The 25,316-nt window shown below is 66.9% G+C and carries 20 protein-coding genes; 11 read left to right on the forward strand and 9 right to left on the reverse strand.

Translation table 11 applies throughout. The features are described from left to right. Positions 1 to 25: 25 nt before the first annotated feature. The 6 genes from frr to V5F48_RS07985 form a co-directional block, all read right to left on the reverse strand. Complete coding sequence (frr, locus tag V5F48_RS07960; protein ID WP_394108801.1) at positions 26 to 589, reverse strand: ribosome recycling factor; 564 nt, start codon at positions 587 to 589, stop codon at positions 26 to 28. Positions 590 to 1,016: 427 nt separating this feature from the next. After that, complete coding sequence (gene pyrH, locus V5F48_RS07965; RefSeq protein WP_282639879.1) at positions 1,017 to 1,790, reverse strand: UMP kinase; 774 nt, start codon at positions 1,788 to 1,790, stop codon at positions 1,017 to 1,019. 204 nt (positions 1,791 to 1,994) lie between these two features. Then, positions 1,995 to 2,918 (reverse strand): translation elongation factor Ts, encoded by a 924-nt coding sequence (gene tsf / locus V5F48_RS07970; protein ID WP_394108803.1) that lies wholly within the window; start codon positions 2,916 to 2,918, stop codon positions 1,995 to 1,997. A 113-nt stretch (positions 2,919 to 3,031) separates the two neighbouring features. Beyond that, positions 3,032 to 4,036, reverse strand: coding sequence for a 30S ribosomal protein S2 (locus V5F48_RS07975; RefSeq protein ID WP_282639877.1), 1,005 nt, complete (start codon positions 4,034 to 4,036; stop codon positions 3,032 to 3,034). Between the two features lie 341 nt (positions 4,037 to 4,377). After that, entirely contained in the window at positions 4,378 to 6,051 is a 1,674-nt protein-coding gene (locus tag V5F48_RS07980) for a long-chain-fatty-acid--CoA ligase (RefSeq protein WP_394258263.1), read from the reverse strand. A gap of 273 nt (positions 6,052 to 6,324) precedes the next feature. After that, a complete protein-coding gene (locus V5F48_RS07985) occupies positions 6,325 to 7,644 on the reverse strand; it encodes an OmpP1/FadL family transporter (RefSeq protein ID WP_394258264.1) in 1,320 nt (439 codons plus the stop codon). A gap of 430 nt (positions 7,645 to 8,074) precedes the next feature. Here V5F48_RS07985 and V5F48_RS07990 point away from each other — a divergent pair, with 430 nt between their 5' ends. The 6 genes from V5F48_RS07990 to V5F48_RS08015 all read left to right on the forward strand — a co-directional run bounded on the left by V5F48_RS07990 (position 8,075) and on the right by V5F48_RS08015 (position 14,966). Next, positions 8,075 to 8,512, forward strand: a complete 438-nt coding sequence (locus tag V5F48_RS07990) for a MerR family transcriptional regulator (protein WP_282639874.1) — start codon at positions 8,075 to 8,077, stop codon at positions 8,510 to 8,512. Between the two features lie 107 nt (positions 8,513 to 8,619). Continuing rightward, complete coding sequence (locus V5F48_RS07995; RefSeq protein WP_394258265.1) at positions 8,620 to 9,756, forward strand: thiolase family protein; 1,137 nt, start codon at positions 8,620 to 8,622, stop codon at positions 9,754 to 9,756. 11 nt (positions 9,757 to 9,767) lie between these two features. Continuing rightward, complete coding sequence (locus tag V5F48_RS08000) at positions 9,768 to 12,137, forward strand: 3-hydroxyacyl-CoA dehydrogenase/enoyl-CoA hydratase family protein (protein WP_394258266.1); 2,370 nt, start codon at positions 9,768 to 9,770, stop codon at positions 12,135 to 12,137. An 11-nt stretch (positions 12,138 to 12,148) separates the two neighbouring features. Then, positions 12,149 to 12,643, forward strand: a complete 495-nt coding sequence (locus tag V5F48_RS08005) for a hypothetical protein (RefSeq protein WP_394258267.1) — start codon at positions 12,149 to 12,151, stop codon at positions 12,641 to 12,643. A gap of 128 nt (positions 12,644 to 12,771) precedes the next feature. Then, positions 12,772 to 14,562, forward strand: a complete 1,791-nt coding sequence (locus V5F48_RS08010) for an acyl-CoA dehydrogenase C-terminal domain-containing protein (RefSeq protein WP_394258268.1) — start codon at positions 12,772 to 12,774, stop codon at positions 14,560 to 14,562. Between the two features lie 92 nt (positions 14,563 to 14,654). Continuing rightward, a complete protein-coding gene (locus V5F48_RS08015) occupies positions 14,655 to 14,966 on the forward strand; it encodes an SCP2 sterol-binding domain-containing protein (RefSeq protein ID WP_394258269.1) in 312 nt (103 codons plus the stop codon). Between the two features lie 66 nt (positions 14,967 to 15,032). Here V5F48_RS08015 and V5F48_RS08020 read toward each other — a convergent pair whose 3' ends face one another. Beyond that, entirely contained in the window at positions 15,033 to 17,120 is a 2,088-nt protein-coding gene (locus V5F48_RS08020; protein ID WP_394258270.1) for an acyltransferase family protein, read from the reverse strand. A gap of 283 nt (positions 17,121 to 17,403) precedes the next feature. Then, positions 17,404 to 19,443, reverse strand: a complete 2,040-nt coding sequence (locus tag V5F48_RS08025; RefSeq protein ID WP_394258271.1) for an acyltransferase family protein — start codon at positions 19,441 to 19,443, stop codon at positions 17,404 to 17,406. A gap of 378 nt (positions 19,444 to 19,821) precedes the next feature. Here V5F48_RS08025 and ugpB point away from each other — a divergent pair, with 378 nt between their 5' ends. The 3 genes from ugpB (at position 19,822) to ugpE (ending at position 23,092) form a co-directional block, all read left to right on the forward strand. Beyond that, positions 19,822 to 21,150: a sn-glycerol-3-phosphate ABC transporter substrate-binding protein UgpB gene (gene ugpB / locus V5F48_RS08030; RefSeq protein WP_394258272.1), complete on the forward strand. Its 1,329-nt coding sequence runs from the start codon at positions 19,822 to 19,824 to the stop codon at positions 21,148 to 21,150. Between the two features lie 206 nt (positions 21,151 to 21,356). Next, positions 21,357 to 22,241: a sn-glycerol-3-phosphate ABC transporter permease UgpA gene (gene ugpA, locus V5F48_RS08035; RefSeq protein ID WP_394258273.1), complete on the forward strand. Its 885-nt coding sequence runs from the start codon at positions 21,357 to 21,359 to the stop codon at positions 22,239 to 22,241. Next, positions 22,241 to 23,092 (forward strand): sn-glycerol-3-phosphate ABC transporter permease UgpE, encoded by an 852-nt coding sequence (gene ugpE / locus V5F48_RS08040; RefSeq protein WP_394258274.1) that lies wholly within the window; start codon positions 22,241 to 22,243, stop codon positions 23,090 to 23,092. Before ugpA ends, ugpE begins: the two co-directional genes overlap by 1 nt. 192 nt (positions 23,093 to 23,284) lie before the next feature. Here ugpE and V5F48_RS08045 read toward each other — a convergent pair whose 3' ends face one another. Beyond that, the gene (locus tag V5F48_RS08045) at positions 23,285 to 23,521 is read right to left on the reverse strand and encodes an Lrp/AsnC ligand binding domain-containing protein (RefSeq protein ID WP_394108815.1); all 237 of its coding nucleotides are present in this window, start codon (positions 23,519 to 23,521) and stop codon (positions 23,285 to 23,287) included. A 147-nt stretch (positions 23,522 to 23,668) separates the two neighbouring features. Between V5F48_RS08045 and thiD the strand changes: the two genes are divergently transcribed. Together thiD and V5F48_RS08055 are read left to right on the forward strand one after the other, a co-directional pair. Then, complete coding sequence (gene thiD, locus V5F48_RS08050; RefSeq protein WP_394258275.1) at positions 23,669 to 24,481, forward strand: bifunctional hydroxymethylpyrimidine kinase/phosphomethylpyrimidine kinase; 813 nt, start codon at positions 23,669 to 23,671, stop codon at positions 24,479 to 24,481. Between the two features lie 113 nt (positions 24,482 to 24,594). Then, positions 24,595 to 25,206, forward strand: coding sequence for a helix-turn-helix domain-containing protein (locus V5F48_RS08055; RefSeq protein ID WP_394108817.1), 612 nt, complete (start codon positions 24,595 to 24,597; stop codon positions 25,204 to 25,206). Positions 25,207 to 25,316: the final 110 nt, after the last annotated feature.

Raw genomic sequence — 25,316 nt, forward strand, 5'->3', positions numbered from 1 at the left:
TTGCTCCGGGCTCAAGAGCGGCTCCTCAGACCGAAAGGATTTCCTTTTCCTTCTGGGCGAGCGTCTGGTCGATCTCGGCGATGGCCTCGTCGGTGGCCTTCTGCACGTCCTTGGACAGGCGGTCGAGATCATCGGAACTCATCTCGCCGTCCTTTTCCACCTTCTTGAGGTGGTCCATGCCGTCGCGACGCACATGCCGCACCGCCACCTTGGCCGCCTCGGCATATTTGTGGGCGACCTTCACCAGTTCCTGGCGGCGCTCCTGGTTGAGCTCGGGGATGCGCAGGCGCAGCACCTGGCCCTCGGTGTTCGGGTTGAGGCCGAGATTGCTGTCGCGGATGGCCTTTTCAACCGCGTTCACCATGGCGCGGTCCCACACCTGCACCGACAGCAGGCGCGCTTCCGGCACCGATACGGTGGCGACCTGGTTCAGCGGCATGCGCGCGCCGTAGGCCTCGACGGTGATGGGGTCGAGCAGGCTGGCGGAGGCGCGCCCGGTGCGCAGCCCGCCCAATTCGTCCCTGAGCACGCCGACAGCGCCCTGCATGCGGCGCTTGAGATCGGACATGTCGAAGGTCCCGGTGGTCATGGCTAACCTCTGTCGTCTGTGGTCGGGGTTCGTCCATTGGCATGGAAACGTTTCGGTTTCCATGCCAATGGACGAACCCCGCGTCAGGATGCGGGGCTCCGGGCAAAAGACTGGCGCCGGCGCGGATGACAGGATGGTAAGGCTTCTTGATGGCAGCGCGCAGGTGCGGTGCACGGCGCCCGTCGAAGATGCGGCCGGTCAAAGGGACGGCGAAAGCCGCTGCCCCCGACCGTCCGGCCCCGACGGCACAAGCCCGGCCTACGATCCCAGCCTAAACCCCAACCCCAGATCCCAGCCAGCGACCGCGGCCCGTTCGCGGTCTCAAGTTCGCGGTCTCAAGTTCGCGGACCTTTGCCCGCGCTCCTTTTGCCCGCGCTCCTTTTGCCCGATGGTGCGCGGAAGCGGAGCCGCCCCGCGCACTGCATGCTCAGGGGGCGACGACCGTCACCCGGCCTTCCCCCTTCGCGGCCGTGGCGATGGCGCCCGGCTCACGAATATCGAACACGATTATCGGCAACGCCGCCTCGCGGGCAAGGGCGAAGGCGGCCGCATCCATCACCTTGAGGTCGCGGGCCAGCGCCTCGTCATGGGTGATGCGGTCGTAGCGCGTGGCGGTCGGATCCTTCTTCGGGTCGGCGGTGTAGACGCCGTCCACGTTGGTGGCCTTGAGCACCGCGTCGCAATCCAGCTCGGCGGCGCGCAGGACCGCGCCGGTATCCGTGGTGAAATACGGATTGCCGGTGCCGCCGGTGAGCACGACGATGCGCCCGCGCCGCAGGTGCCGCCGCGCCGGCTGGCGGGCATAGGGCTCGCAGACGGTGGGCATGGGAATCGCCGACAGGGTGCGGGCCGGTGCGCCCGCCGCCTCAATGGCCGCCTCAAGCGCGAGACCGTTCATGACGGTGGCCAGCATGCCCATGTGGTCGGCGGTGGCGCGGTCGAGGTCCTCGCCGGCCACCCGGGCGCCGCGCAGGATGTTGCCGCCACCCACCACCACCGCTACCTCGCAGCCGAACGCACGGGCCGCGACGAGATCACGGGCGATGCGGGCCACGGTGGGCGGGTGGAGGCCGAAAGGCTCCGAGCCCATCAGGGCTTCGCCGGAGACCTTCACCAGGATGCGGGGATAGGGGAGGCCCGGTGCCGCGAACGGCGCCGGAGGCTCCGGGAAGTCCGAATCGTCCGCCGTGGAAACGGTCATGAGAGCCCCCTTGCCATTGAGAGCGTTTTCGCGCGAAGCGGTTACCGGCTCGCGTGAAGAAAACGCGTTAGCACAAGACTCGAGAGCATGTTCGGCAAACACCGGTTCGCCAAACATGCTCCAACCCTTTGTTTCATCGCAATTCCGGACGCAAAACTGCTTCGCACTTCTGCTGGAATCGCTCTCGTCAGAACGGAAAGCTGATCAGGACTGGCCCGCGGCGGCAGCCACCTCGGCCGCGAAATCGGTCTCTTCCTTCTCGATGCCCTCGCCCAGGGCGAAGCGCACGAAGCCGGTGAGCTTGAGCGGCGCGCCGACCTGGCCCTCGGCCTCCTTCAGCACCTGGGAAACGGACTTGGAGCCGTCGTGCACGAAGGCCTGATCGAGGAGGGTGACCTCCTTGAAGAAGCTCTTGATGCCGCTTTCGGCGATCTTGTCCTGCACGTTGGCGGGCTTGCCCTGGTGCTTCTCGAGCAGGATGGCCTTCTCGCGGGCGATGGTCTCCTCGGAGATGCCCGACGCATCCAGCGCCAGCGGGTTCAGCGCCGCGATGTGCATGGCGATCTGCCGGCCGAGGGTGGAGAGCTTCTCCACGTCGCCGGTGGATTCGAGCGCCACCAGCACGCCGATGCGGCCCTGGCCTTCCACCACCGCGCCGTGCACGTAGCTGGCGATGACGCCGGCCGACACGGACAGCTTGGCGGAGCGGCGCAGCGTCATGTTCTCGCCGATGGTGGCGATGAGCGCGGTGAGGCGCTCGGCGACGGTGACGCTCTCGCCGGGGAACTTGGCGGCGGCCACTGCTTCCATGGTGCCGTCGGTGTTCAGGGCGACCTTGGCCACTTCGCGCACGAACGCCTGGAAATCGGGGTTGCGGGCGACGAAATCGGTTTCCGCATTCACTTCCACGGCGGCAGCGTAGTGGCCGGAGGATTCCACCGCCACCAGGCCCTCGGCGGCCACGCGGCCGGCCTTCTTGGCGGCCTTGGCCAGGCCCTTCTTGCGCAGCCAGTCAATGGCGGCCTCGATGTCGCCGTTCGTCTCGGTGAGCGCGGACTTGCAATCCATCATGCCTGCGCCGGTCTTGTCGCGCAGTTCCTTCACCAGCCCGGCGGTGATCGCAGCCATGTCAAAAATCCCTTCTTCTCGCGCCACGGCCGGCCAGGGAGGTGCCCGAGCCGGCCGTGGGGGCGCCCCAGGCGCCCCATTACTCTCGATTCGCTATCAGATCTGCGACAAGGTCACTCGACCTCGGCAGACAATTCCTTGGCCTGGGCCACCCAGCCGTCCACGCGGCCGGGCAGTCCCACTTCCTCGCCGATGCGGTGGGCGTCGATCGCGTCGAGCCCGGCCACCTGGCCGAAGTGGAACACGCCGAGATCGTTGAGCTTCTGCTCGATCTCGGGGCTGACGCCGGTCAGCTTCTTCAGGTCGTCGGCAACGCCGCGCGGACCCGACAGGGGCTCGAAGGTCGACCAGGCGCTGGGTTCCACCGGCAGGTCTTCCACCAGCGGGGCCTCTTCGGCGCCGGTGTCGAAGCCGAGATCGGAGTGGCCGCGGCCGATGCCGTCGATGGCGGCGCGGGCAACCAGCTCGCAATAGAGCTGGATGGCGCGGCCGGCGTCGTCATTGCCGGGGACCGGGAAGGCGATGCCGTCCGGATCGCAATTGGTGTCGAGGATGGCCGCCACCGGGATGCCGAGGCGCTGGGCCTCCTTCACGGCGATGTCTTCCTTGTTCGTGTCGATGACGAACAGCAGGTCGGGCAGGCCGCCCATGTCGCGGATGCCGCCGAGCGCCTTGTCCAGCTTGTCCTTTTCACGGGACAGGGTCAGGCGCTCCTTCTTGGTGTAGCCGGAGCCCTGCTCGGGACCGGACAGCATCTCCTCCAGCTTCTTCAGCCGGGCGATGGAGTTGGAGATGGTCTTCCAGTTGGTGAGCATGCCGCCGAGCCAGCGGGAGTTCACATAATACTGGGCCGAGCGGCGGGCGGCGTCGGCCACCTGCTCCTGGGCCTGGCGCTTGGTGCCGACGAACAGCACGCGGCCGCCCTGGGCCACCGTGTCGGAGACGGCCTGCAGCGCGCGATGCAGCGCGGGCACGGTCTGCGACAGGTCGATGATGTGGATGTTGTTGCGGACGCCGAAGATGAACGGAGCCATCTTGGGGTTCCAGCGGTGGGACTGATGTCCAAAATGCACGCCAGCTTCAAGCAGCTGGCGCATCGAATAATCGGGAAGCGCCATTTCGGTATTCTCCGGTTGAGCCTCCGCGGACGTACCCCCACCCCCGAAAGGGAGAGGGCACCGGATGGCCAGTAGGGCCTGATGTCCGCGTGCGGGATGGCCGGCCATATACGCGAGCCGGCTTGCTGAGGCAAGTGTGGGCAGAGGCAAGTGTGGGCGGAGGAATGTGTGGGCGGAGGAATGTGTGGGCAGAGGTAACTGCGGGCGTACTGTCCGGTCATGCAAGCCGGAACACGGTCCCCCATTGGTCCCGGGGCGTTCCGGTCGCCGCCGACAGGCGCCGACCGGAGGCGTTCGAGCGTTGCCCGCTTGGCTTCGCTCGAAGACAAGGGCCGATGGTATTATGCAGAGGCGCCGTCCCCGCCCTGCCCTTGCGCGCGCTGGCGCTCTTCCTCCACCAGCTCTTTCTTGGAGAGCTTGCCCACCACGCTTTTCGGCAGGCTGTCGCGAATCTCCACCGCCTTCGGCATCTCGATCTTGGAGATCTGCGCCGTGAGGAAATCCATCAGTTGCTCAGGGGTCGCCTCGGCATCGGCGCGCAGGGTGACGAAGGCTTTCGGGGCCTGGCCGCGATAGGCGTCGGGGACCCCGATGGCCACCGCTTCCGCCACCGCCGGATGCAGGTAAAGCGCCTCCTCGATGGCCCGCGGATAGACATTGAAGCCGCCGCACAGGATCACATCCTTGATGCGGTCCACCAGGAAGAGGAAGCCATCCTCGTCCAGGTAGCCCACATCGCCGGTACGCAGGGCGCCGTCGATGAAAGCGGAGGCGGTCTCGTCCGGGCGATTGTAGTAGCCCTTCATCACCTGCGGGCCGCGCACGCAGACTTCCCCCTTCTGGCCTTGGGGGACGATGCGCCGCACGTCTGCAAGGTCGCGAATCTCGATCACCGTCTGCGGCAGGGCCGTGCCCACCGACCCGTCCTTCGCCCCACCGAGGGGCTGGTTGGCAGTCACCACCGGCGAAGTCTCGCTGAGGCCATAGCCCTCCACCAGCTTGCAGCCGGTGAGGTGTTCGAAGCGCTCGCGCACCTCCGCCGGCAGCGGCGCGCCGCCGGAGATGCACAGGGTGAGGGACTTCAGGTCGCGTTTGTCGATATCCGCCACGCCGTTGATGGCGGCATAGATGGTGGGCACGCCCGGGAACATGGTGGGCTTCTCCCGCTCGATGCGGTCGAGCAGGTCGGACAGCTGGAAGCGCGGCACCAGGATGATCTCGGCGCCGAGGCAGATGGGAATCAGCATCACCGTCTGCATGGCAAAGACATGGAACAGCGGCAGCACGCCCAGCACCCTTTTTACCCCGATGCGCCGGCAATCCGCGTGGGTGATCACCTGCTCCGCATTGGCGGAGATGTTGGCATGGGTGAGCATGGCCCCCTTGGGTACGCCGGTGGTGCCGCCGGTATATTGCAGCACCGCCACGTCGTTCTCGACGTCCACCTCCACCGGGTGCGGCCGGTCGCCATGGCGCAGCAGCACGCCATAGGCCAGGTGCAGGCCGTCGCCGAGACTGAACTCGGCCTTCTCCTTGCGCTTGAACAGGTTGAAGAGCAGCCCCTTGGGAAAGGGCAGGATGCCGGACATGGGGCAGACGACGATAGTCTTCAGGCCCGCTTCCTGCGCCACCGCGGCGACGCGCGAATGGATCAGCTTCAGGTCCGGCACCACCATGATGGTCGTGCCGGAATCGCGGATCTGGTGCCGCAGTTCCCGCTCCACATAGAGCGGGCTGAAGTTCACCACCGTGCCGCCGGCCTTCATGATGGCGAAGAAGAAGATGACCGAATAAGGCGTGTTGGGCAGGCACAGGCCCACTTTCGTGCCCTTGTGCACGCCCTGCGCCTGGAGCCCGGCCGCCACCTGGTTCACCAGCTTGCCGAGCTGGGCATAGGTCCATTTGCGGCCGAAAAAGCTGAGCGCGGCGCGGTCGCCGAACTCAGCCACGCTGTTCTCGAGAAGCTCGGGCACGGGCGCGGGGGCCGTGGCCCCGCCATCGGTGCGATGGAGCATGAACGTCCCTCCTTACGCCGGTGCCATCTTATGCGGCTCGCATGCTCATCGACAGCAAAGCATGCTCGCGCGGCGTGGGCACCGGTGCGTATGAAAAATACCATAAATCAGAGGCTTGTAGCAATTTCGCAACGCGCACGGCCGCGGAATGCTCCCGCCCATCACGTTACGTGAGGCAGTATCTGACCCGATTGCGCCCGGATCACGATAAATGCCACGCGTCCGGCGGCGGATTCCGGCCACCCGCCATCACGCGGATGACCGGATGGGGGTTCACTTCGTGATCAGCGCGGCGGTGACCGGAGCACCGAACTTGTAGCGCAGGCCCACCGAAACGATGTCCACATAGCCATCGTTCACCTCGCCCACCAGCGAGCCGCGCAGCGCGTTCCCGGTATCGGATGCGTCGAGCGCGATGGGGCTGTCTTCGCCGAAGATGTGGGTATAGGCGAGGTCCACGGAGAATTGCGGGGTGAAATTGTAGGTGACGCCCCCCGACAGCCACAGCCGGTTGGTATCGGGAAGGCGCGGCGAGCGCGTCTCGTCCGGCACCGGGGTCAGCTCGTAGGCGATGCCGGCCCGGAGCGCGAGCTTGGGATCCCACTGGTATTCGACGCCGCCGGAGAAGAACCAGCCGTCGTTCCACCTGAGGTCGAGCGTGCTCACCGGGATCGAGCGCGACGTCACCACAAGTTCCTGGACCGTGGACCAGTTGGTCCATTCCACCGTGCCGAGCACGGTCCATTGCGGCGTCAGCTGCGAGCGGAACGAGGCCGTCACCTGATCCGGCAGGGTAAGCCCCGCATTGACGTACATCTGATTGACCGTGGTGACGTTGGCAACCGACAGGTCGAGGGTGCCGGACAGGTTCTGGCCGATCGAGGATTTATAGCCGATGCCGAGCGTCGTCCCTGGCACCAGCGTGAACAAAGCGCCGAGATTGAAGCCGATGCCGAGGTCGTCCCCATTCAACTCCGCGTAGAGATTATTTGCGGGGGGCGTAAAGCCGGCGAACTGCGCATTTGTCAGCTTGGCATCGATGTAATTGACATTCAGCCCGCCGCCGAGGGTCAGCCACTCGGTGACCTTGTAGGCCACGGAAGCCTGAACATTCATGTCGAAGATACGGTTATAGCAACCGTAATACCGGCCCGAATAGCCGCAGGGCGCGTCGGTCACGAGGCCGAAGGGGGAGGTGACCGCGAAGCCCACGGCCCACTTCTCCCAGGCATATGAGATGAAGGTGGTGGGCAGCACGCCATTGCCTACGATGTCGCTGACGCCGGTCGTTCCCAGCGAGGCCCCGGTGAGGGGGGCGGTGGCGGAATAGATGTCGAAGGCGGCGTGGGGCGCAATGTAGGTGACATTGCCTTCCACGCTGAGGCCGGGCGAGAAGCTGATGGCAGCCGGATTCCAGAACATGGAGGCGAGCCCCTCGCCGCCCGCCGCGGTGCCCGCAAAAGCCGTGCCCTGGTAATAGGAACTCTGCTCGCGCAGGCCGAAGCCGCCGGCATGCGCCTGCCCGGCTACGCCGGCAGCCATGGGAAGAACAAGCACTCGAGCCGCCCGCACGGCCCAGTCGCGCATCGTCATTGGGTTATCCCCTCTTGAGACAGTTTCCTCTGGGCTCGGCACATTGCAGTGCAGTATTGGTTTTTTCGATGCCCTATACGTCATGTAGCATGCCTAAACGAATATCTGCGTCAACTGGGTTCGTTTTAACCCGGACGACGAACGCAAGGGAAAGCAAGACTCGTTGCAAATACGCCACAGTTGGCCGCCCCGACCGCCCCCGGACGCACGGAGGGAAGCGTGCGTCGGGTCATCTGCAATTTAAGATCGAAAGCTCACGGTTCGGCAAGCCTTCAGCCCGCCCTGCCTTGCTCCGCGCCCGACTTGGCGCCCGTGCTCCGCGCCCGATTTGGCGATGACGCAATCGCGATGAAATCTTGCCGCAACGGGTCTTGCGCCGGAGGTCAAAGCATGTATCTTCGGGGCGGATAGATGACGTATAGGTGAGGCCGTGGCATCCACAGGCAAGCGCGGCGCCGGGAGCGCCCTGACGGACACATTCTTCACGGTCACCGAGCTGGCTCGGGACCTGTCCGTAACCCCGCGCACGATCCGGTTTTACGAGGACAAGGCCCTCATCACCCCGCGCCGCGCCGGCACCATGCGCGTGTACACCAAGCGCGACCGGGCGCGGATGGTCCTCATCCTGCGCGGCAAGCGGCTCGGCTTCTCCCTGCGCGAGATCAAGGAATACCTTGATCTCTACGACATGGACCCGAGCCAGGCGGAACAGATGCGCCTGCTTCTCAAGAAGGTGCAGGTCCGTCTCGAAATGCTGGAAGACCAGCGTCTTGCGCTCGAGGAAAGCATCGTCGAGCTGAAGGAAATCGAGGAGCAGACCCTGTCCGCCCTCGAACAGGAGGCGGCCCACAAGAAGGCCGCCGGTTGACCGAATCCCCATTCGGCCCCGCGCTGCGACCGCGTCTGGCCAGGTGAACCAACCTGACCGGACCGTGCTCATGGCGCGGACCAACAAGACATCAGGCAGGAGAACCCATGCAAAACGTTGTGATTGCGGGGTACGCCCGCTCGCCCTTCGCCCTTGCCAAGAAGGGCGAACTGGCGCGCGTGCGCCCGGATGACCTTGCCGCACAGGTGGTGGCCGAGCTGGTGGCCCGCACCGGGGTCAAGGTCGACGACATCGAGGACCTCATTGTCGGCTGCGCCTTTCCCGAGGCGGAGCAAGGCTTTAACATCGCCCGCCTCATTGGCATGATCGCCGGGCTGCCGGACAGCGTTGCCGGCGCGACCGTCAACCGCTTCTGCGGCTCGTCCATGCAATCGGTGCACATGGCGGCAGGGCAGATCCAGCTTGGCGCCGGCGAGGTCTTCATCTGCGCCGGCATCGAGAGCATGAGCCGCGTGCCCATGACCGGCTTCAACCCCATGCCCAATCCGGCGCTCTACGCCAAGCTCCCGCAGGCCTATATGGGCATGGGCGAGACGGCGGAGAACGTCGCCGCCAAGTGGCAGATCACCCGCGCCGACCAGGACGCTTTCGCCTTGAAAAGCCACGCGAAAGCGACCGCTGCCGAGGCCGCCGGCAAGTTCGCCGACGAGATCGTTTCCATCCGCATCAACGGTAAAAGCGCGACCCAGGACGGCTGCATCCGCCGCGACGCCACGGCCGAGCAGCTGGCCGGCCTCAAGCCCGCCTTCGACGAGCACGGCACCGTCACCGCCGGCACCTCCTCCCCCCTCACCGATGGCGCGTCCGCCGTGCTGGTGTGCTCGGAGGACTATGCGCTCAAGCATGGCCTTGAGCCCCTCGCCCGGCTGAAAAGCGTTGCGGTTGCTGGCTGCGCGCCGGAGATCATGGGCATCGGACCGGTGGCGGCGACGAAGAAGGCGCTGACCCGCGCCGGCATCGACATCTCGCAGATCGACGTGGTCGAGCTGAACGAGGCCTTCGCCTCCCAGGCCCTTGCCTGCCAACGCGAACTCGGCGTCCGTGACGAGACCCTCAACATCGACGGCGGCGCCATCGCGCTGGGCCACCCGCTGGGGGCCACCGGCGCGCGCATCGTCGGCAAAGCCGCGTCGTTGCTGAAGCGGGAGGGCGGCAAATACGCGCTGGCCACCCAATGCATCGGCGGCGGACAGGGCATCGCCACCGTGCTCGAACGCGTCTGAGGGGGCGCGTCATGAACAGCGAAACCGATAGCAAGACCTTCGCCGGCTTCGGCGCCTTCGACATCAAGAAGGTGGCCGTCATCGGCGCCGGCGTCATGGGCGCGGGCATCGCCGCCCATGTGGCCAATGCTGGTATTGAGGTATTGCTCCTCGATATCGTCCCGGAGGGCGCCGCCAACCGCAATGCCATCGCCGAAAAGGCGGTGGAGAAGCTGCTGAAGGCCGATCCCGCCGCCTTCATGTCGAAGCGCGCCGCCAAGCTCGTGACCACCGGCAATATCGAGGACAACCTCGCCGATCTTGCCTCCTGCGACTGGATCGTGGAGGCGGTGATCGAGCGGCTGGACATCAAGCAGGCGCTCTACGCCAAGATCGAGGCCGCCCGCCGCCCCGGCTCGGCGGTGTCGTCCAACACCTCCACCATCCCGCTCGCCGATCTCACCGCCGGTCTGCCGGAGAGCTTCAAGCGCGACTTCCTCATCACCCACTTCTTCAACCCGCCGCGCTACATGCGGCTGCTGGAGATTGTGGCCGGCGCCGACACCGATCCGGCCACCGTCGCCGCCGTCGCCCGCTTCGCCGACGTGAAGCTGGGCAAGACGGTGGTCACCTGCAAGGACACCCCCGGCTTCATCGCCAACCGGCTCGGCACCTACTGGCTGCAGCTGGCGGTGGGCGAGGCCTTCCGGCTGGGCCTCAAGGTGGAGGAGGCGGATGCGGTGATGGGCCGGCCTTTCGGCTTTCCCAAGACCGGCGTGTTCGGCCTGCTCGACCTCGTGGGCCTCGACCTCATGCCCCACGTGCAGGGCTCCCTGAAGCGCGCCCTGCCGGTGTCCGACCCGTTCCACGCCACCCTGCGCGACGAACCGCTGATCTCGAAGATGATCGAGACCGGCTATACCGGCCGCAAGGGCAAGGGCGGCTTCTACCGGCTCAACCGCGAGAACGGCGGCAAGGCGAAGGAAGCCATTGATCTTTCAACCGGCGCCTATCGCCCGCAGGAAAAGGCGAGCGTGCCGGAGCTGGAAGACGGCGGTGGCAAGGACATCTTCGCGCTCCTCTCCGCGCCCGGCACGGCGGGGCGCTATGCCCGCTCGGTCATGGCGAAGACCTTGGCCTATGCGGCGCGCCTCGTGCCCGAGGCGGCGGACGACATCGTCGCCATCGATGATGCCATGCGCCTGGGATACAACTGGAAATTCGGCCCGTTCGAGCTGATCGACACCATCGGCGCCGCCCGCCTGGCGAGCCTGCTGAGCGCCGATAGCGAGGAAGTCCCGGCCCTGCTGGCGCTGGCGGCAGACCGGCCCTTCTACCGGGTGGAGAACGGCACGCGGCAGTATCTCGCCCTCGACGGCAGCTATCGCGACATCGTGCGCCCGGACGGCGTGCTGCTGCTCGCCGACATCAAGCTGAAATCGCAGCCGCTGATCAAGAACGGCTCCGCCGCTTTGTGGGATATCGGCGACGGAGTGGTGTGCCTGGAATTCACCTCCAAGGGCAATTCGCTGGATGAGGGCATCATCACCTTGCTCGGCAAGGCGCTGAAGCTCACGAAGGAGAAGTACAAGGCGCTCGTCATCTATAACGAGGGCTCGAACTTCTCGGTGGGTGCCAATCTGGGCCTTGCGCTGTTTGCCTGCAACATCGGCGCCTTCGGTGAGGTGGAGAAGCTGGTGGCCGCCGGCCAGAAGACCTACCAGGACATGAAATACGCCCCCTTCCCCGTGGTCGCCGCGCCATCCGGCATGGCGCTGGGCGGCGGGTGCGAGATCCTGCTCCACGCCAGCGCCGTGCAGGCCCATGCGGAGAGCTATATCGGCCTCGTGGAATGCGGCGTGGGGGTGCTGCCCGCCTGGGGCGGCTGCACCGCCATGCTGGAGCGCTGGGCCACCGACCCCAAGTTCCCCAAGGGACCCATGCCGGCGCCCTCCAAGGTGTTCGAGACGGTCTCCACCGCCACGGTGGCGAAATCCGCCGCCGAGGCCAAGGAGCTGAAATTCCTGCGCGAGGGTGACGGCATCACCATGAACCGCGACCGGCTGCTCGCCGACGCCAAGGCCAAGGCCCTGGCGCTGGTGGAGGGCTATGCCCCGCCCAAGCCCGTGGAGTTCTTCCTGCCCGGCCCCTCCGGCAAGGCGGCCATGGACATGGCAGTGGCCGGCTTCGCCAAGCGCGGCATGGCGACGAAGCATGACACCGTGGTGTCAGGCGTGCTGGCGGAAGTGCTCACGGGCGGTAGTGCCGACCACATGGAGCCGGTGCCCGCCGCCAAGGTGCTGGAGCTGGAGCGGGACGGCTTCATGAAGCTGATCCGCACCACCGCCACGCTGGACCGCATCGAGCACATTCTGGAAACCGGGCGGCCGCTGCGGAATTGAGGGATAGAGCAATGCGGGTGGCAGGGCTCGTCCGTTTCGTCTGCGTCGCGTCCCTCGGCGTCGGTCTCGCGGTCGCTCCGGCGGCTGCGGACACCGACACGGACCGGTGGGCCGAAGTCATGCGTGCCCTGCCCCTCGTCAACGAGGCACACAAGACCGGGGAGGAACTGCCGTCGTCGTCTCCGTTCCGCAAGATCGGGACAGAGGAGATAGCGCCATACGTGGTCGGCAGTGCCTTTACCGTGGCCGCACTGAGCGGTGGAATCTTCACGTTTCTTCCCAATGGCGAGCTGAAGTTCGAGGCCAAGCATCAATTCGCGGGCACCTCGCAAGATCGGATCCCAAGATACGGACGTTGGGAGACCGAAGATGGCTGCCTCAGATTGAGGCTCACCTTACCCGACCAGAAAATAGACGAGTGCTACGTTATTTATGCGTCCGATAAAATCGTAATGCTCGGAATTAATAATCCGAGAATAATCGCTATGATGATGGCGAAGAACTGAAAGCAGGATAACGGGACGCGGGGCTCGAAATCGCGCGCCGTGCTTTGCGTATCAAGCCGTCCGTCATCGCCGCGCGCCCGAGTTGGCGGCATGGCGATGCAAATCAGATAGATCAGGGAGCAAACGCCATGCAGGTCTATACCCCCCCGCTGCGCGACATGCGCTTCGTCCTCCACGAGCTGCATGGCAGCGCGGAGCTTTCCACCCTCAAGGGCCTGGAGGAGATCACTCCCGACCTCATCGACGCGGTGCTGGAAGAGGCGGGAAAATTCGTCACGCAGGTGCTCGCGCCCCTCAACCAGTCCGGCGACCTGGAGGGCTGCACCTATGAGAATGGCGTGGTGCGCACCCCCAAGGGCTTCAAGGAGGCCTACAAGGCCTTCTGCGAGGGCGGCTGGAACGGCATCGCCTGCGATCCGAAATACGGCGGGCAGGGCCTGCCGGCGAGCCTGAACAAGCTGGTGGAGGAGATGCTCTGCTCCGGCAACCTCGCCTTCGGCATCTGCCCCGGCCTCACCCACGGCGCCTATGAGGCGCTGAAGGCCTATGCCTCGGACGAGTTGAAGGACCGGTTCCTGCCGAAGATGGTGGAGGGCACCTGGTCCGGCTCCATGTGCCTCACCGAGCCCCAGTGCGGCACCGACCTCGGCCTCGTGCGCACCAAGGCCGAGCCCAACGGCGACGGCAGCTACAAGATCACCGGCACCAAGATCTTCATCTCCGCCGGCGAACAGGACATGAGCGAGAACATCATCCATCTCGTGCTCGCCCGCCTGCCGGACGCGCCCAAGGGCATCAAGGGCATCTCCCTCTTCCTGGTGCCCAAGTTCCTGCCGAAGGACGACGGCGCCCTGGGGCCGCGCAACGGCGTGCTGTGCACCGGCATCGAGCACAAGATGGGCATTCACGGCTCGTCCACCTGCCAGATGGCGTTCGACGAGGCCACCGGCTGGATCGTCGGCGAGCCCCACAAGGGCATGCGCGCCATGTTCGCCATGATGAACTCGGAGCGCCTGTCCGTGGGCACCCAGGGCCTCGGCCTCGGCGAGGCCGCCTATCAGGCCGCCGTGGTCTATGCCAAGGAGCGCCTGCAGGGCCGGTCCCTCACCGGCGCCAAGCATCCCGACAAGCCGGCCGACCCCATCATCGTGCACCCGGACGTGCGGCGCACCCTGATGACCATGCGCGCCTACAACGAGGGCTGCCGGGCGCTGGCCGGCTGGGTGGCGCGGGCGCTGGACCTCATGGAGCATGCGCAGGACCCGCAGGAGCGCCAGCGAGCGGAGGACTTCACCGCGCTGATGACCCCCATCGTGAAGGCGCTGTTCACGGATCTGGGCTTCGAGGCCACTTCCATGGGCATGCAGGTCTATGGCGGGCACGGCTACATCCGTGACCACGGCATGGAGCAATATGTGCGCGATGCCCGCATCGCCATGATCTACGAAGGCACCAACGGGGTGCAGGCGCTGGATCTGGTGGGCCGCAAGCTGCCGGCGCACATGGGGCGCTACCTGCGCTCCTTCTTCCATCCCGTGCTCAACTACATGGACGCCAAGCTCGACGACGAAAACCTCGGGCCGCTCATCACCCCGCTCTCAAAGGCGTTCGGCGCGCTCCAGCTCGCCACCGCCCACATCGCCGAGAAGGGGCTGAAGGACCCGGAGGAGGCGGGCGCGGCGGCCACGCAATATCTGCGCCTGTTCGGCATGGTGGCGCTGGGCTACATGTGGGTGCGCATGGCGGAAGTGGCCTTCGAGAAGCGCGTCTCCAACCCGGACGACGCGGCCTTCTACGACGCCAAGATCGCCACCGCGCGCTTCTTCATGGAGAAGCTGCTGCCGGACGTGGCGGCGCTGTGGGGCTCCATCAAGGCCGGAAAGGCGTCCATGATGGCCCTCGACGAGGCCATGTTCTGACGCCTCCTCCCCGGCGGGTGCGCCCGCCGGCACGCCTTACGACTTCCTCCCACCGCCCCGCTTGCGGGGCGGCTTTTTTTGAGGTGACACGAATGGCCGATCTGTCCTCCCTCGTCGAAGCCATGCGCGAGCGCTCGGATGCACTCGCCGAACTGGGCTACAAGGTGCGCTTCGACCTGACCGACACCGGCGAAGCCATCCTGCTGGATGCCACCGGCGGCGCGGTGGAGGTGGGCGAAGGCTCGGGCGAGGCGGATGCGGTGCTGAAACTCTCCACCGACACGCTGGACAAGCTCATCACCGGCCGCATGGGGCCGCTGATGGCGTTTTCCACCGGGCGGCTGAAGGTGGAGGGCTCCCAGGGCGTGGCCCTCAAGCTCGCCGGCCTGCTCGACCAGGATTGAGCCTGCAGGATCGAGCCCGCGCGGCGATTGAGCGAGACGGACCACGAACCCCTCAGCGCAACTCCATCAGCGCATGGCCGGCGGCGGGGCCTGCCCGGTCCCCTGCCCCGCCGCCTGCTGGTCCCCGGCCGCCGCCCGCAGCACACCGGCCAGATTGATGAAGGCGGCGGCGGCGCGCGAGCCCTCGACGCTGAGATGGTTGGGGTCGCGATAGATCAGCGCGCCGCCCTCCATGGCGGGGCAGGTCTCATTCCCGCAGAAGCGGTCGGAGAGCAGCACCGTGGTCACCAGCGGATTGGTTTTCGCGAGATCCAGCAGCACCTGGTTGGAATAGGTCAGCCCGGCCACCACCTTCGCACGGTCCTGGGTGAGGCAGCGGGCGGTATCGGCGCCGGAAAACTCGGCGCGGGTGATGCAATGGGGGGGCGAATGGCCGAATTCCGGCACCTGCCCCACCAGCACCACAGGAATGCCGAGCCGCGTCACGCCATCCACGCTGCGCGCCAGCCCGCGGGCAAACGCCGCCCGTGCCTCCTCCACGGAGAGGTAATGGCCGTTTCCGTCGCGGATGGCGAAGCCCGGCTGCAGGCTGGTCCAGGGCGACCAGCGCCCGGCCATGATGACCAGCTTCGGCCGCTTTTCGGCGATCAGTTCCAGCACGCCCCGGTTGAAGGCGGGGCACTGGCGTTCCAGCCCCTTGATGCTGTCGTGCAGGGTCACCACCTCGCTGAGCGGCGGGCAGGCCGGTAGCATCACGAGGCGGATGGAGGCGTCGGCCGCGGCGGCGGCTTCACCGAGCCCGGCCATGAGCGCGCTGGCGTGGGAATCGCCCCACAGCAGCACGTCGAACGCCGGTGCGGCGGCCGGGGCCGATGCGCCCGGAGCCGGTGCCGCCTGTCTGCCCACCACGCACTCGGGCCTGGCCGGCATGCGCATGGGGCCGCTGAGCGGCGCGCTGCACCAGGACATGTAGGGGTCCTGCGCCCGCGCCAGCGCGTCGGCCTGCTGGGCGAAGGCGGACATGGGCCAGAAGCGCCCGTCGCGGGCAATTGCGGTGAGCGCGAACGCCACCACCAGCGCCATGGCCGCGCCGCCCGCCCACACCGGCGCCCACGGGCTGGCACCGGCCCAACGGCCCTTGCGGAACGGCGCTTCCACATAGAACAGGGACAGGCTGGCCAGGCCCACGCTCACGGCCGCGACCATGAGGCCCTCGGTGGGGGACAGGCGCCGCTCAAGGTAGTAGCCCACCAGCACCAGCAGCGGCCAGTGCCACAGATAGAGCGAATAGGAGATGCGCCCGAAAAACACCGGCACCGGCGACGCCAGCATGCGCTGCACCATGCCCTTCGCGCCCGACGCCCCGCCATGGAGGATAAGCGCGGCCCCCAGGCACGGCGCCAGCGCCGCGAGGCCGGGAAAGCGGGTGTGCCGGTCGTAGAAGGCGATGGCGAATACGATCAGCACGAGGCCCGCCAGCGACAGCACCGCGCCCTTGCGCGGCGACACCAGGGGCACCAGCCCCAGCGCGAGGGCGGAGCCGATGAGCAATTCCCACGCCCGCGTCGGCAGGGAAAAGAAGCTCTCGATGGGATTGCGCGACAGCCGGATCTCGGCATGGGCCAGCGACGCCACGATCAGCACGAGGATGATGGGCCGCAACAGGCTCGGCCGCACCCAGCGGATCAGCGCGAACAGGATGAGCGGGAAGACGATGTAGAACTGCTCCTCCACCGCCAGCGACCAGGTGTGCAGCAGCGGATTGAGATCGGCCTCAGGCTGGAAATAGTTGAGATTCTTCGAAAAATAGATGTTCGAGAAGAACAGGGTGGTGGCCCTGAGGCTGCGTGCATAGAGCAGCAGGTCCGACGGCACCATGATGAAGACGGCCGCCAGCGTGGTGGCGACGAGCACCACGAACAGGGCCGGGAAGATGCGGCGGATGCGGCGGTCGTAGAAGTCGAGCAGGCTGAAGCGGCCGGCCTTCATATCCCGGAACAGGATGGCCGTGATGAGGTAGCCCGATATCACGAAGAAGATATCGACGCCCACATAGCCGCCCGGGAAGGCCGACAGGTGGATGTGGAACAACACGACGGGCACGATCGCAAGCGCCCGCAGGCCGTCCACGTCGGCCCGGTAAGCCAAACCCATATTTTACCGCCCTGATCCGTGACGCTTTCACGTCTCGCCGCTCGCTTTCCATAGCCCAGCCTCTCAGAGCGGGCAAATCGGCAGGGCGTAACCCCCTCTCCCGCTTGCGGGGAAGGGTTCGCACCGCACCCGGCCGCGCTTGAGGCGCTCACACACCGTCGCCGTCCGGCTTGACCGGACGGCCCATGGCCCCGCCGGGACAAGGCGGCGGGGGCTTGGAAAGCGGCGAGATGGACCCTCCGGTCAAGCCGGAGGGCGACGGCTCGAGACGTGCCGCCCGCCCCTACTGCGCGTTCGCGCCGGGGCGGACGGCACCCGCCAGGGCCGCCGTCAGAATGGAGCGCAGTCGCGCGTCGATGCTGAACACCCGCGCGCCGGTGGCCGAGAGGTGGTCGCCGTCCACGTAGAAGAAATCATCCCCCTCGCTGGCGCGGCAGCGGTTCTTGTCGCAGAACACGTCGGATAAAAGGAACACGTCCGTGCCCGGATGCCGTGCCGCGGCCCGCTCCAGCAAAGCGTTGCCATCGGCGAGGTAGAAGAACGCATCGGCCCGCGACTGGGACAGGCAGGCGTTCGAATCGCCGCCATAGAATTCCTTCCACGCGAAGCAGTGGTTCGGGGCATAGCGATATTCCGGCGCCTGCCCCACCAGCAGCACCCGCGCGCCCAAGGCGGTCACGGCCTCGATGGTGGTGTCGAGCCCTTCGAGCAGTGACTTGAAGAGTTGCTCGACCTCCGGCGGCTCGCCGCCGCGGCCCCGCATGAGGGCGGCATTCAGCGCCGGCCCGCGCGTGACCAGGGACCAGCGGGCCACCAGAATCACCAGCTTGGGCTTCACCTGCCGGATCTCCTCCAGCACGGTCTCGTTGAAGGCATTGCAGGCGCCCGGCGGGCCAATGCCCCTGGACCGGGCAGCGCTGAGCAGCGGCGGGCAGCCGGGCATGGTCATCATGCGCGTGGTCAGGCCCAGGCGCTCCAGCTCCTCGGCGAAGCCGATGAAGGCGGCGCCGGAATGGGAATCGCCCCACACCACGGCGTCGTAGCGCCCCTCGGCGGCCTTGGAGCCCCGGGCGCAGTCGACGATGGGCGCGAGGTCCCGGGGACGCCAGCCTTCCGGCATGTTGTTGCAGTTCTTCTGCGACCGGCTCTGGTCGTCGGCGGCCGACTCCGCCGCGGCGCCGCGCGGGGAGATGGGCCAGAAGCCCCGCCCCGCCTGGGCGATGCCGGCGGAAATCCCCACCGCCACCAGGATCGCGGCCGCGCCCGCGCCGAACCGCGCCGCACGGTTGCCCCCCAGCGCCTGCGGCCGGCGCAGGGGCGTTTCCACATATTTCAGCGACAGCGCCGACAGCAGCACCGCGAACAGGACCACGCCACCCGATTCGAAATAGGTGAGCGCGCGCCCCTTCCAGACCAGCCCGAGCACCAGCAGCGGCCAGTGCCACAGATAGAGCGAATAGGACATGCGGCCCATGGTGACGAAGCCGGGCAGGCTCAGCACCCGCGAGACCACGCCCTCCGGCGCGCAGGCCCCGGCCCAGATCACCGCCACCGCGCCGAGCACGGCGGGCGCGGCGGCAAGGCCGGGGAACGGGGTGAGGTAATTATAGGCGAAGACCGGCACGATGATCGCGGCCATGCCCGCCAGCGCCACCCATGCCGCCACTTTCGGCGCCACCCGCGGCCACGCCACGAGGGCGAGCATCGACCCCGCCATCAGCTCCCAGGCCCGGCTCATGGGCATGTAGAACGCCATGGAGGGCGCATCGCTCAACGCGAACTGCGCATAGACCAGCGAGGCCACCGAAATCACCGCGATGGCGGCCACCGCCAGCGTCCGCCCGCCGAACCGCAGCAGGGCGAACAGCAGCAGCGGGAAGACGATGTAGAACTGCTCCTCCACCGCCAGCGACCACAGGTGCAGCAGCGGCGTATCGTTGGCCTTCGGCCCGAAATAATTGAGCGTCTGCTCGAAATAGATGTTGGCGTAGAATAGCGCAGATGGCGGCAGCGACTTGGCGTACAGCACCATCTGCCTTGGCAGAAGGATGTGCGCGGCGAGCAGCGTCGTCACCGCCAGCACCAGGAACAGGGCGGGAAAGATGCGCCGGATGCGGCGGTCATAGAAATCCAGCAGTGAAAACGAACCAGACTTGATTTCCCGATAAAGTATCGAAGTAATCAAAAAACCGGAAACGACGAAGAAGACGTCAACGCCGATATAGCCGCCGGTAAACGGCGGAATGTGGCTGTGGTACAGAACGACACTTCCCACCGCAACCGCACGCAAGCCGTCCACGTCGGCCCGATAAGCCAAACTCATCCGATTCCGCCCTGATCCGCGACGCTTTCACGTCCTCTCCGCCCGCTTTCCATAGCCCAGCGCCTGCGAGCCGGCAAATCCCGGCACGCGCGGGGGGGCTCAACTTGAAGCAAAGCCCGGTCTTGCCCCCCTCCCCCGCACGCGGGAGAGGGTACCCGGGGGCCCGGTCGAGACAGCAGACTTTCAAACCGGGACTCCACTCTCGCCTGCCGACCAAAATCCCCCACCTCTGGCGTCCGGGGCCTGCCCTGCGGCAGGATGGGGGCGGTCTGGTCGCAGCCTGTGATCGCCGCCTGTCATGGAATGGTAACGCTACGACTTCATCCATCCGGATCTGACGCGGGCCGCACGGCGCCGCCGCTTTCCATGGAGGTTCGCATGGTCCATTCGTCTCGACGCGGCGCGCTCAAGGCGTTGCTCGGTTCCGCCCTCCTCACCGCCCTCGCCCAGCCGGCGGCGGCGCAGACCCAGATCCAGTGGTGGCACGCCATGTCCGGCCCGCTGGGGGAGAAGCTGGAAAAGGTCGCGGCCGATTTCAACGCCACCCAGGGCGCGTACAAGATCGTGCCGGTCTACAAGGGCACCTATCCCGAGACCATGACCGGCGCCATCGCCGCCTTCCGCGCCAAGCAGCATCCGGCCATCGTGCAGGTGTTCGAGGTGGGCACCGCCACCATGATGAGCGCCAAGGGCGCCATCTATCCCACCTACAAGCTGATGGCGGATGCCGGCGAGCCGTTCGACCCCAAGGCCTACCTGCCGGCGGTCACCGGCTATTACACCGACACCGCCGGCAACATGCTGTCGTTCCCGTTCAATTCCTCCACGCCCATCCTCTATGTGAACAAGGACCTGTTCCGCAAAGCCGGCCTTGACCCGGAAACGCCGCCGAAGACCTGGCCCGAGATGGAGGCGGCGGCGCTGAAGGTGCAGGCGGCGGGGGTTCCGTGCGGCTTCACCACCCAGTGGCCGAGCTGGGTGAACCTTGAGAACCTCTCCGCCTGGCACAATGTGCCCGTGGGCACGCTGGAGAACGGGCTGGGCGGCACAGGAACCCGCCTCACCATCGCCAACCCGCTGACGCAGAAGCACTGGGAGGCCCTCGCGCGGTGGCAGAAGACGAAGATCTTCGATTATGGCGGCCGGCAGTCGAAGGCGGACCCGAAATTCTTCTCCGGCGAATGCGCCATGAGCATCGGCTCGTCGGCGGCGCGGGCGGGCATCCTCGCCAATTCCAAGTTCGAGTTGGGCTACGGCATGATGCCCTATTGGCCCGACGTGCCCGGCGCGCCGCAGAACTCCATCATCGGCGGCGCCACATTGTGGGTGCTCACCGGCCGGCCGGAAGCCGAGTACAAGGGGGTGGCCAAGTTCTTCGGCTATCTGTCGCGGCCCGAGGTGCAGGCGTGGTGGCACCAGAACACGGGCTACCTGCCCATCACCCAGGCCGCCTACGACCTCTCCCGCACCCAGGGCTTCTATGAGAAGAACCCGGGCACCGATGTCTCCATCCGCCAAATGACGCTGAAGGCGCCCACCGCCAATTCCAAGGGCCTGCGCTTCGGCAACTTCCTGCAGATCCGCGACGTGATCGAGGAGGAGCTGGAGGCGACGCTGGCCGGCCAGAAGAGCGCGCAGGCCGCCCTTGCCGCCGCCGAGGCCCGCGGCAACGAGCAGCTGCGGGCGTTCGAGAAGGCCAATCCGTGAGGGGCTCTGTCCTCGTGTCCCGGCCGACTGGAGCGCAAGCGGAAGGAGAGCCGGGACCCAGCGCAAGGACTCCGCCGCAGGCGCTTCCTGGCCCGGCGATGGCAGGTTCCGGCCTGCTGCGCAGGAGCTTTGCGCTGTCCCCCGGCTCGGCGCTCCAGCTACGCTGTCGCTGGGCCGGGGAACTCACAAGGACGGCGCGCTAACCCATGCAGGCCAAGCGCGTCACCTTCCCCGGAAAGATCACGCCCTATCTGCTGCTGTTGCCGCAGGTGGCGGTGACGCTCGTCTTCTTCGTGTGGCCGGCGGGGGAGGCGCTGGTCTCGTCCCTGTTCGCGCAGGATGCGTTCGGGCTCGGCAGCACATTTGTGGGGCTCGGCAATTTCGCCGCCCTGCTGCGCGATCCGGCCTATCTGGAGGCGGTGGGCGTGTCCTTCCTGTTCGCCTTCTGCGTCACCGCGCTGGCCATGGGCCTCGGCCTCGCGTTCGCGGCGTCGGCGGATGCGCTGGGCAAGGCGGCCGGGCTCTATCAGGTGCTGCTGGTGTGGCCCTATGCGGTGGCGCCGGCGGTGGCGGGGGTGCTGTGGCTGTTCATGTTCGACCCGTCGGTGGGCATGGTCGCCCACGCCCTGCGCGCCATGGGCATCGGGTGGAACCACGTGCTCGACGGCGGACAGGCGCTCACCCTCGTCATCCTTGCCGCCGCGTGGAAGCAGGTGAGCTATAATTTCCTGTTCTTCTATGCCGGCCTGCGCGCCATCCCCCAGGGCGCGCTGGAGGCGGCGGCGCTGGACGGCGCGGGACCGTTCCAGCGCTTCCGCCACATCGTGCTGCCGCTTCTGGCGCCCACCACCTTCTTCCTGCTGGTGGTGAACCTCACCTACGCCTTCTTCGACACTTTCGGCATCATCCACGCCACCACCGGCGGCGGCCCGGGGCGGGCCACCACCATCCTGGTCTACAAGGTGTTCCGCGACGGCTTCGAGGGGCTGGACCTCGGCGGCTCGTCGGCCCAGTCGGTGGTGCTGCTGGTGATCGTGGTGGCGCTGACCGCGCTCCAGTTCCGCCATATCGAGCGCAAGGTGAGCTATTGATGGCCGGCACCTCGCGCCTCGCCCTTCTGTTCGCCCATCTGGTGCTCATCGCCGGGGCGGCGGTGATGATGCTGCCGCTCTATGTGGCGTTCGTGGCCTCCACTTATGCGGGGGCCGATTTCCTCTCCGGCCGCGTGGGCCTTTTGCCCGGCCCGCATCTGGTGGAAAATTACCGCCTCGCGCTCACCGCCGGCTCCTCCACCTCGGGCATCCCGCCGGTGGGGCCCATGCTGTGGAACTCGCTGGTGGTGGCGGTGGTGATCGCGGCGGGGAAGATCTCCATCTCCATCCTGTCCGCCTTCGCCATCTGCTATTTCCGCTTTCCGCTGCGGGTGCCGGCGTTCTGGCTCATCTTCATGACGCTGATGCTGCCGGTGGAGGTGCGCATATTGCCCACCTTCGAGGTGGCGGCGCGGCTCGATCTGCTCAATTCCTACGCCGGCCTCACCGTACCGCTGATCGCCAGTGCCACGGCCACCTTCCTGTTCCGGCAGGTGTTCATGACCATTCCGGACGAGCTGACGGAAGCCGCCTTGATCGACGGCGCCGGCCCGCTCCGCTTTTTCTGGTCGATCCTTCTGCCGCTCTCGCGCACCAATATCGCGGCCCTGTTCGTGATCCTGTTCCTCTACGGCTGGAACCAGTATCTGTGGCCGCTGCTGGTGACGACGGATGCAGGCTATTTCACCGTGGTCATGGGCATCCGCCGGCTCGTGGGCGCGGCGGCGGAGGCGGACCCGGTGTGGCACCTGGTGATGGCCACCGCCATCCTGGCCCTGGTGCCGCCGGTGCTGGTGATCGCGGCGCTGCAACGATTGTTCGTGCGCGGGCTCACCGAGACGGAGAAGTGACGCCCGTTCCCCGGCCCAGCGACCGCGCAGCGGGAGCGCCGAGCCGGGGTCCAGCGCAGGTCTCCTGCGTGAGCAGGCAAAACCAAGGGACGGTTGGGTCAGGAAGCGCCTGCGGCGGTTCCTTGCGCTGGATCCCGGCTCTCCTTCCACTGCGCTACGCTGCGTTCCAGTCGGCCGGGACACGAGGCTCCCTCAGAACGCCTTGAAGGTGATGATGGTGCGGGTGTCCTGGATGCCGGGGAAAATCTGCACCTTCTGGTTCACGAAGTGGCCGATGTCCGTGCCCTCGTCCACGTAGAACTTGATCAGAAGATCGAACTCGCCCGCCGTGGAATAGATCTCGGAAGCGATCTCCGCATTGGCGATGGCGTCGGCCACCTCGTAGGACTTTCCGAGCTGGCACTTGATCTGGACGAAGAAGGGAACCACGGCTGAACTCCGCTGGAGCGGTATCGACACGCCCGGCCCCAAGGTCGCAAGGGGCCAGGACCGGCGGCGCCAAGGTGGACAAAACCGCCGGGACTGGCAAGGGTGGCCGCGCACTCCTTTATCCCAAGCGCGGAGCAAGGCAGGTCCATGTCGCGGAAGGTCCCCATCGCCCTCACCATCGCCGGCTCGGATTCCAGCGGCGGCGCCGGCATCCAGGCGGACCTCAAGACCTTCTCCGCGCTGGGCGTCTACGGCGCCAGCGTCATCACCGCGCTCACCGCCCAGAACACGCTTGGCGTCACCGCCATCCACGACGTGCCCGACGCCTTCATCGCCGCGCAGATGGACGCGGTGTTCTGCGACCTCGACGTGAACGCGGTGAAGATCGGCATGCTCTCGCGTCCCGGCGCCATCCGCACGGTGGCGGACGGGCTCACCCGCCACGGCGCCGGCCCGGTGGTGCTCGATCCGGTGATGGTGGCGGCCTCCGGCGCGCGCCTGCTCACCGATGATTCGCTGGCGGACCTCAAAGCCGTGCTCATCCCGCTTGCCCACCTCATCACCCCCAACCTGCCGGAGGCGGCGGAGCTGCTGGGCGTGCCGGTGGCGCAGACCGAGGACGACATGCGCCGGCAGGGCCAGGCGCTGCTGGCCCTCGGCGCCGGCGCGGTGCTGATGAAGGGCGGCCACGGCTCCGGCCCCGAGAGCGTGGATCTGCTCGTCACCCCCGGCGAGGTGACGCGCTTTGCCGCCCGCCGCCATCCCTCGCGCAACACCCACGGCACCGGCTGCACCCTGTCCTCCGCCATCACTGCGGGGCTGGCGGGCGGATCGGACCTGAAGACCGCCGTGGGCCGGGCCAAGGCCTATATCTCCGGCGCCATCGCCGCGGCGGACGACCTCAGCATCGGCTCGGGCCATGGCCCGGTGCATCATTTCTTCGAGCTGTGGGGGAAATGAGCGCCCGCCCGCCCCGCGCCCCCATTTCCGTGCCGCCACCGCTTCCCTCGCGCGTCATTGCTGAGTATCGTCCGCCGCAGCGAACGTTCGTTCGGAATGAAGGATCGCGAGGCATGGCAGTCAAGGAGCGCGGGAACACCCTTGAAACCGGGGCGCAGGTCATCACCGGCCAGCTCGGCAAGACCATCCAGCGCCTGCGCAAGGCCTACAACCTGTCCTTGTCCGAACTTGCCGAACAGTCGGGCGTGGCGAAATCCATCATCAGCCAGATCGAGCGCAACGAGACCAACCCGACGCTGGCCACCGTGTGGCGCCTGTCGCAGGCGCTGGACATGACGGTGGAGCGGGTGCTCGCCTCCTCCGACGACGCCCCCTTCGTGGAGAAGCTGTCGCGCGCCGACACCCCCATCCTGTTGTCCGAGGACGGGCTGGTGCGGCTCTCCATCATCGGCTGGATCAAGACGGTGGAGTGGCTGCAATATTACGATATGGACGCCGCCCCCGGCGGGGAGCTGGATTCCGACGGTCACCAGCGCGGCGCGGTGGAGTGCCTCACCGTGCTCAAGGGCACGCTGGAGGTGGAGGTGGGCGGCGTCATCGAGACGGTGAAGGAAGGCGAGACGGTGCGCTATCGCTGCGATCGCCGCCACGTCATCCGCAACCGTACCGACGCCCCCGCCCGCGCCTTCATGGTGTGCCTGCTGAAGGCCGCCGTGCTGGAGTGAAGGGGAACCAGCGGCCGGGATCGGTCAGACCCTCTCCCGCGTGCGGGGGAGGGAAGGGAGGGGGCTGGGGCCTCTCCATCTGACAAGGCCGGCCGGCCGCGGAAAGGGTG

It is taken from the genome of Xanthobacter autotrophicus ATCC 700552 (assembly GCF_043194565.1).
GTDB lineage: Bacteria > Pseudomonadota > Alphaproteobacteria > Rhizobiales > Xanthobacteraceae > Xanthobacter > Xanthobacter autotrophicus_F.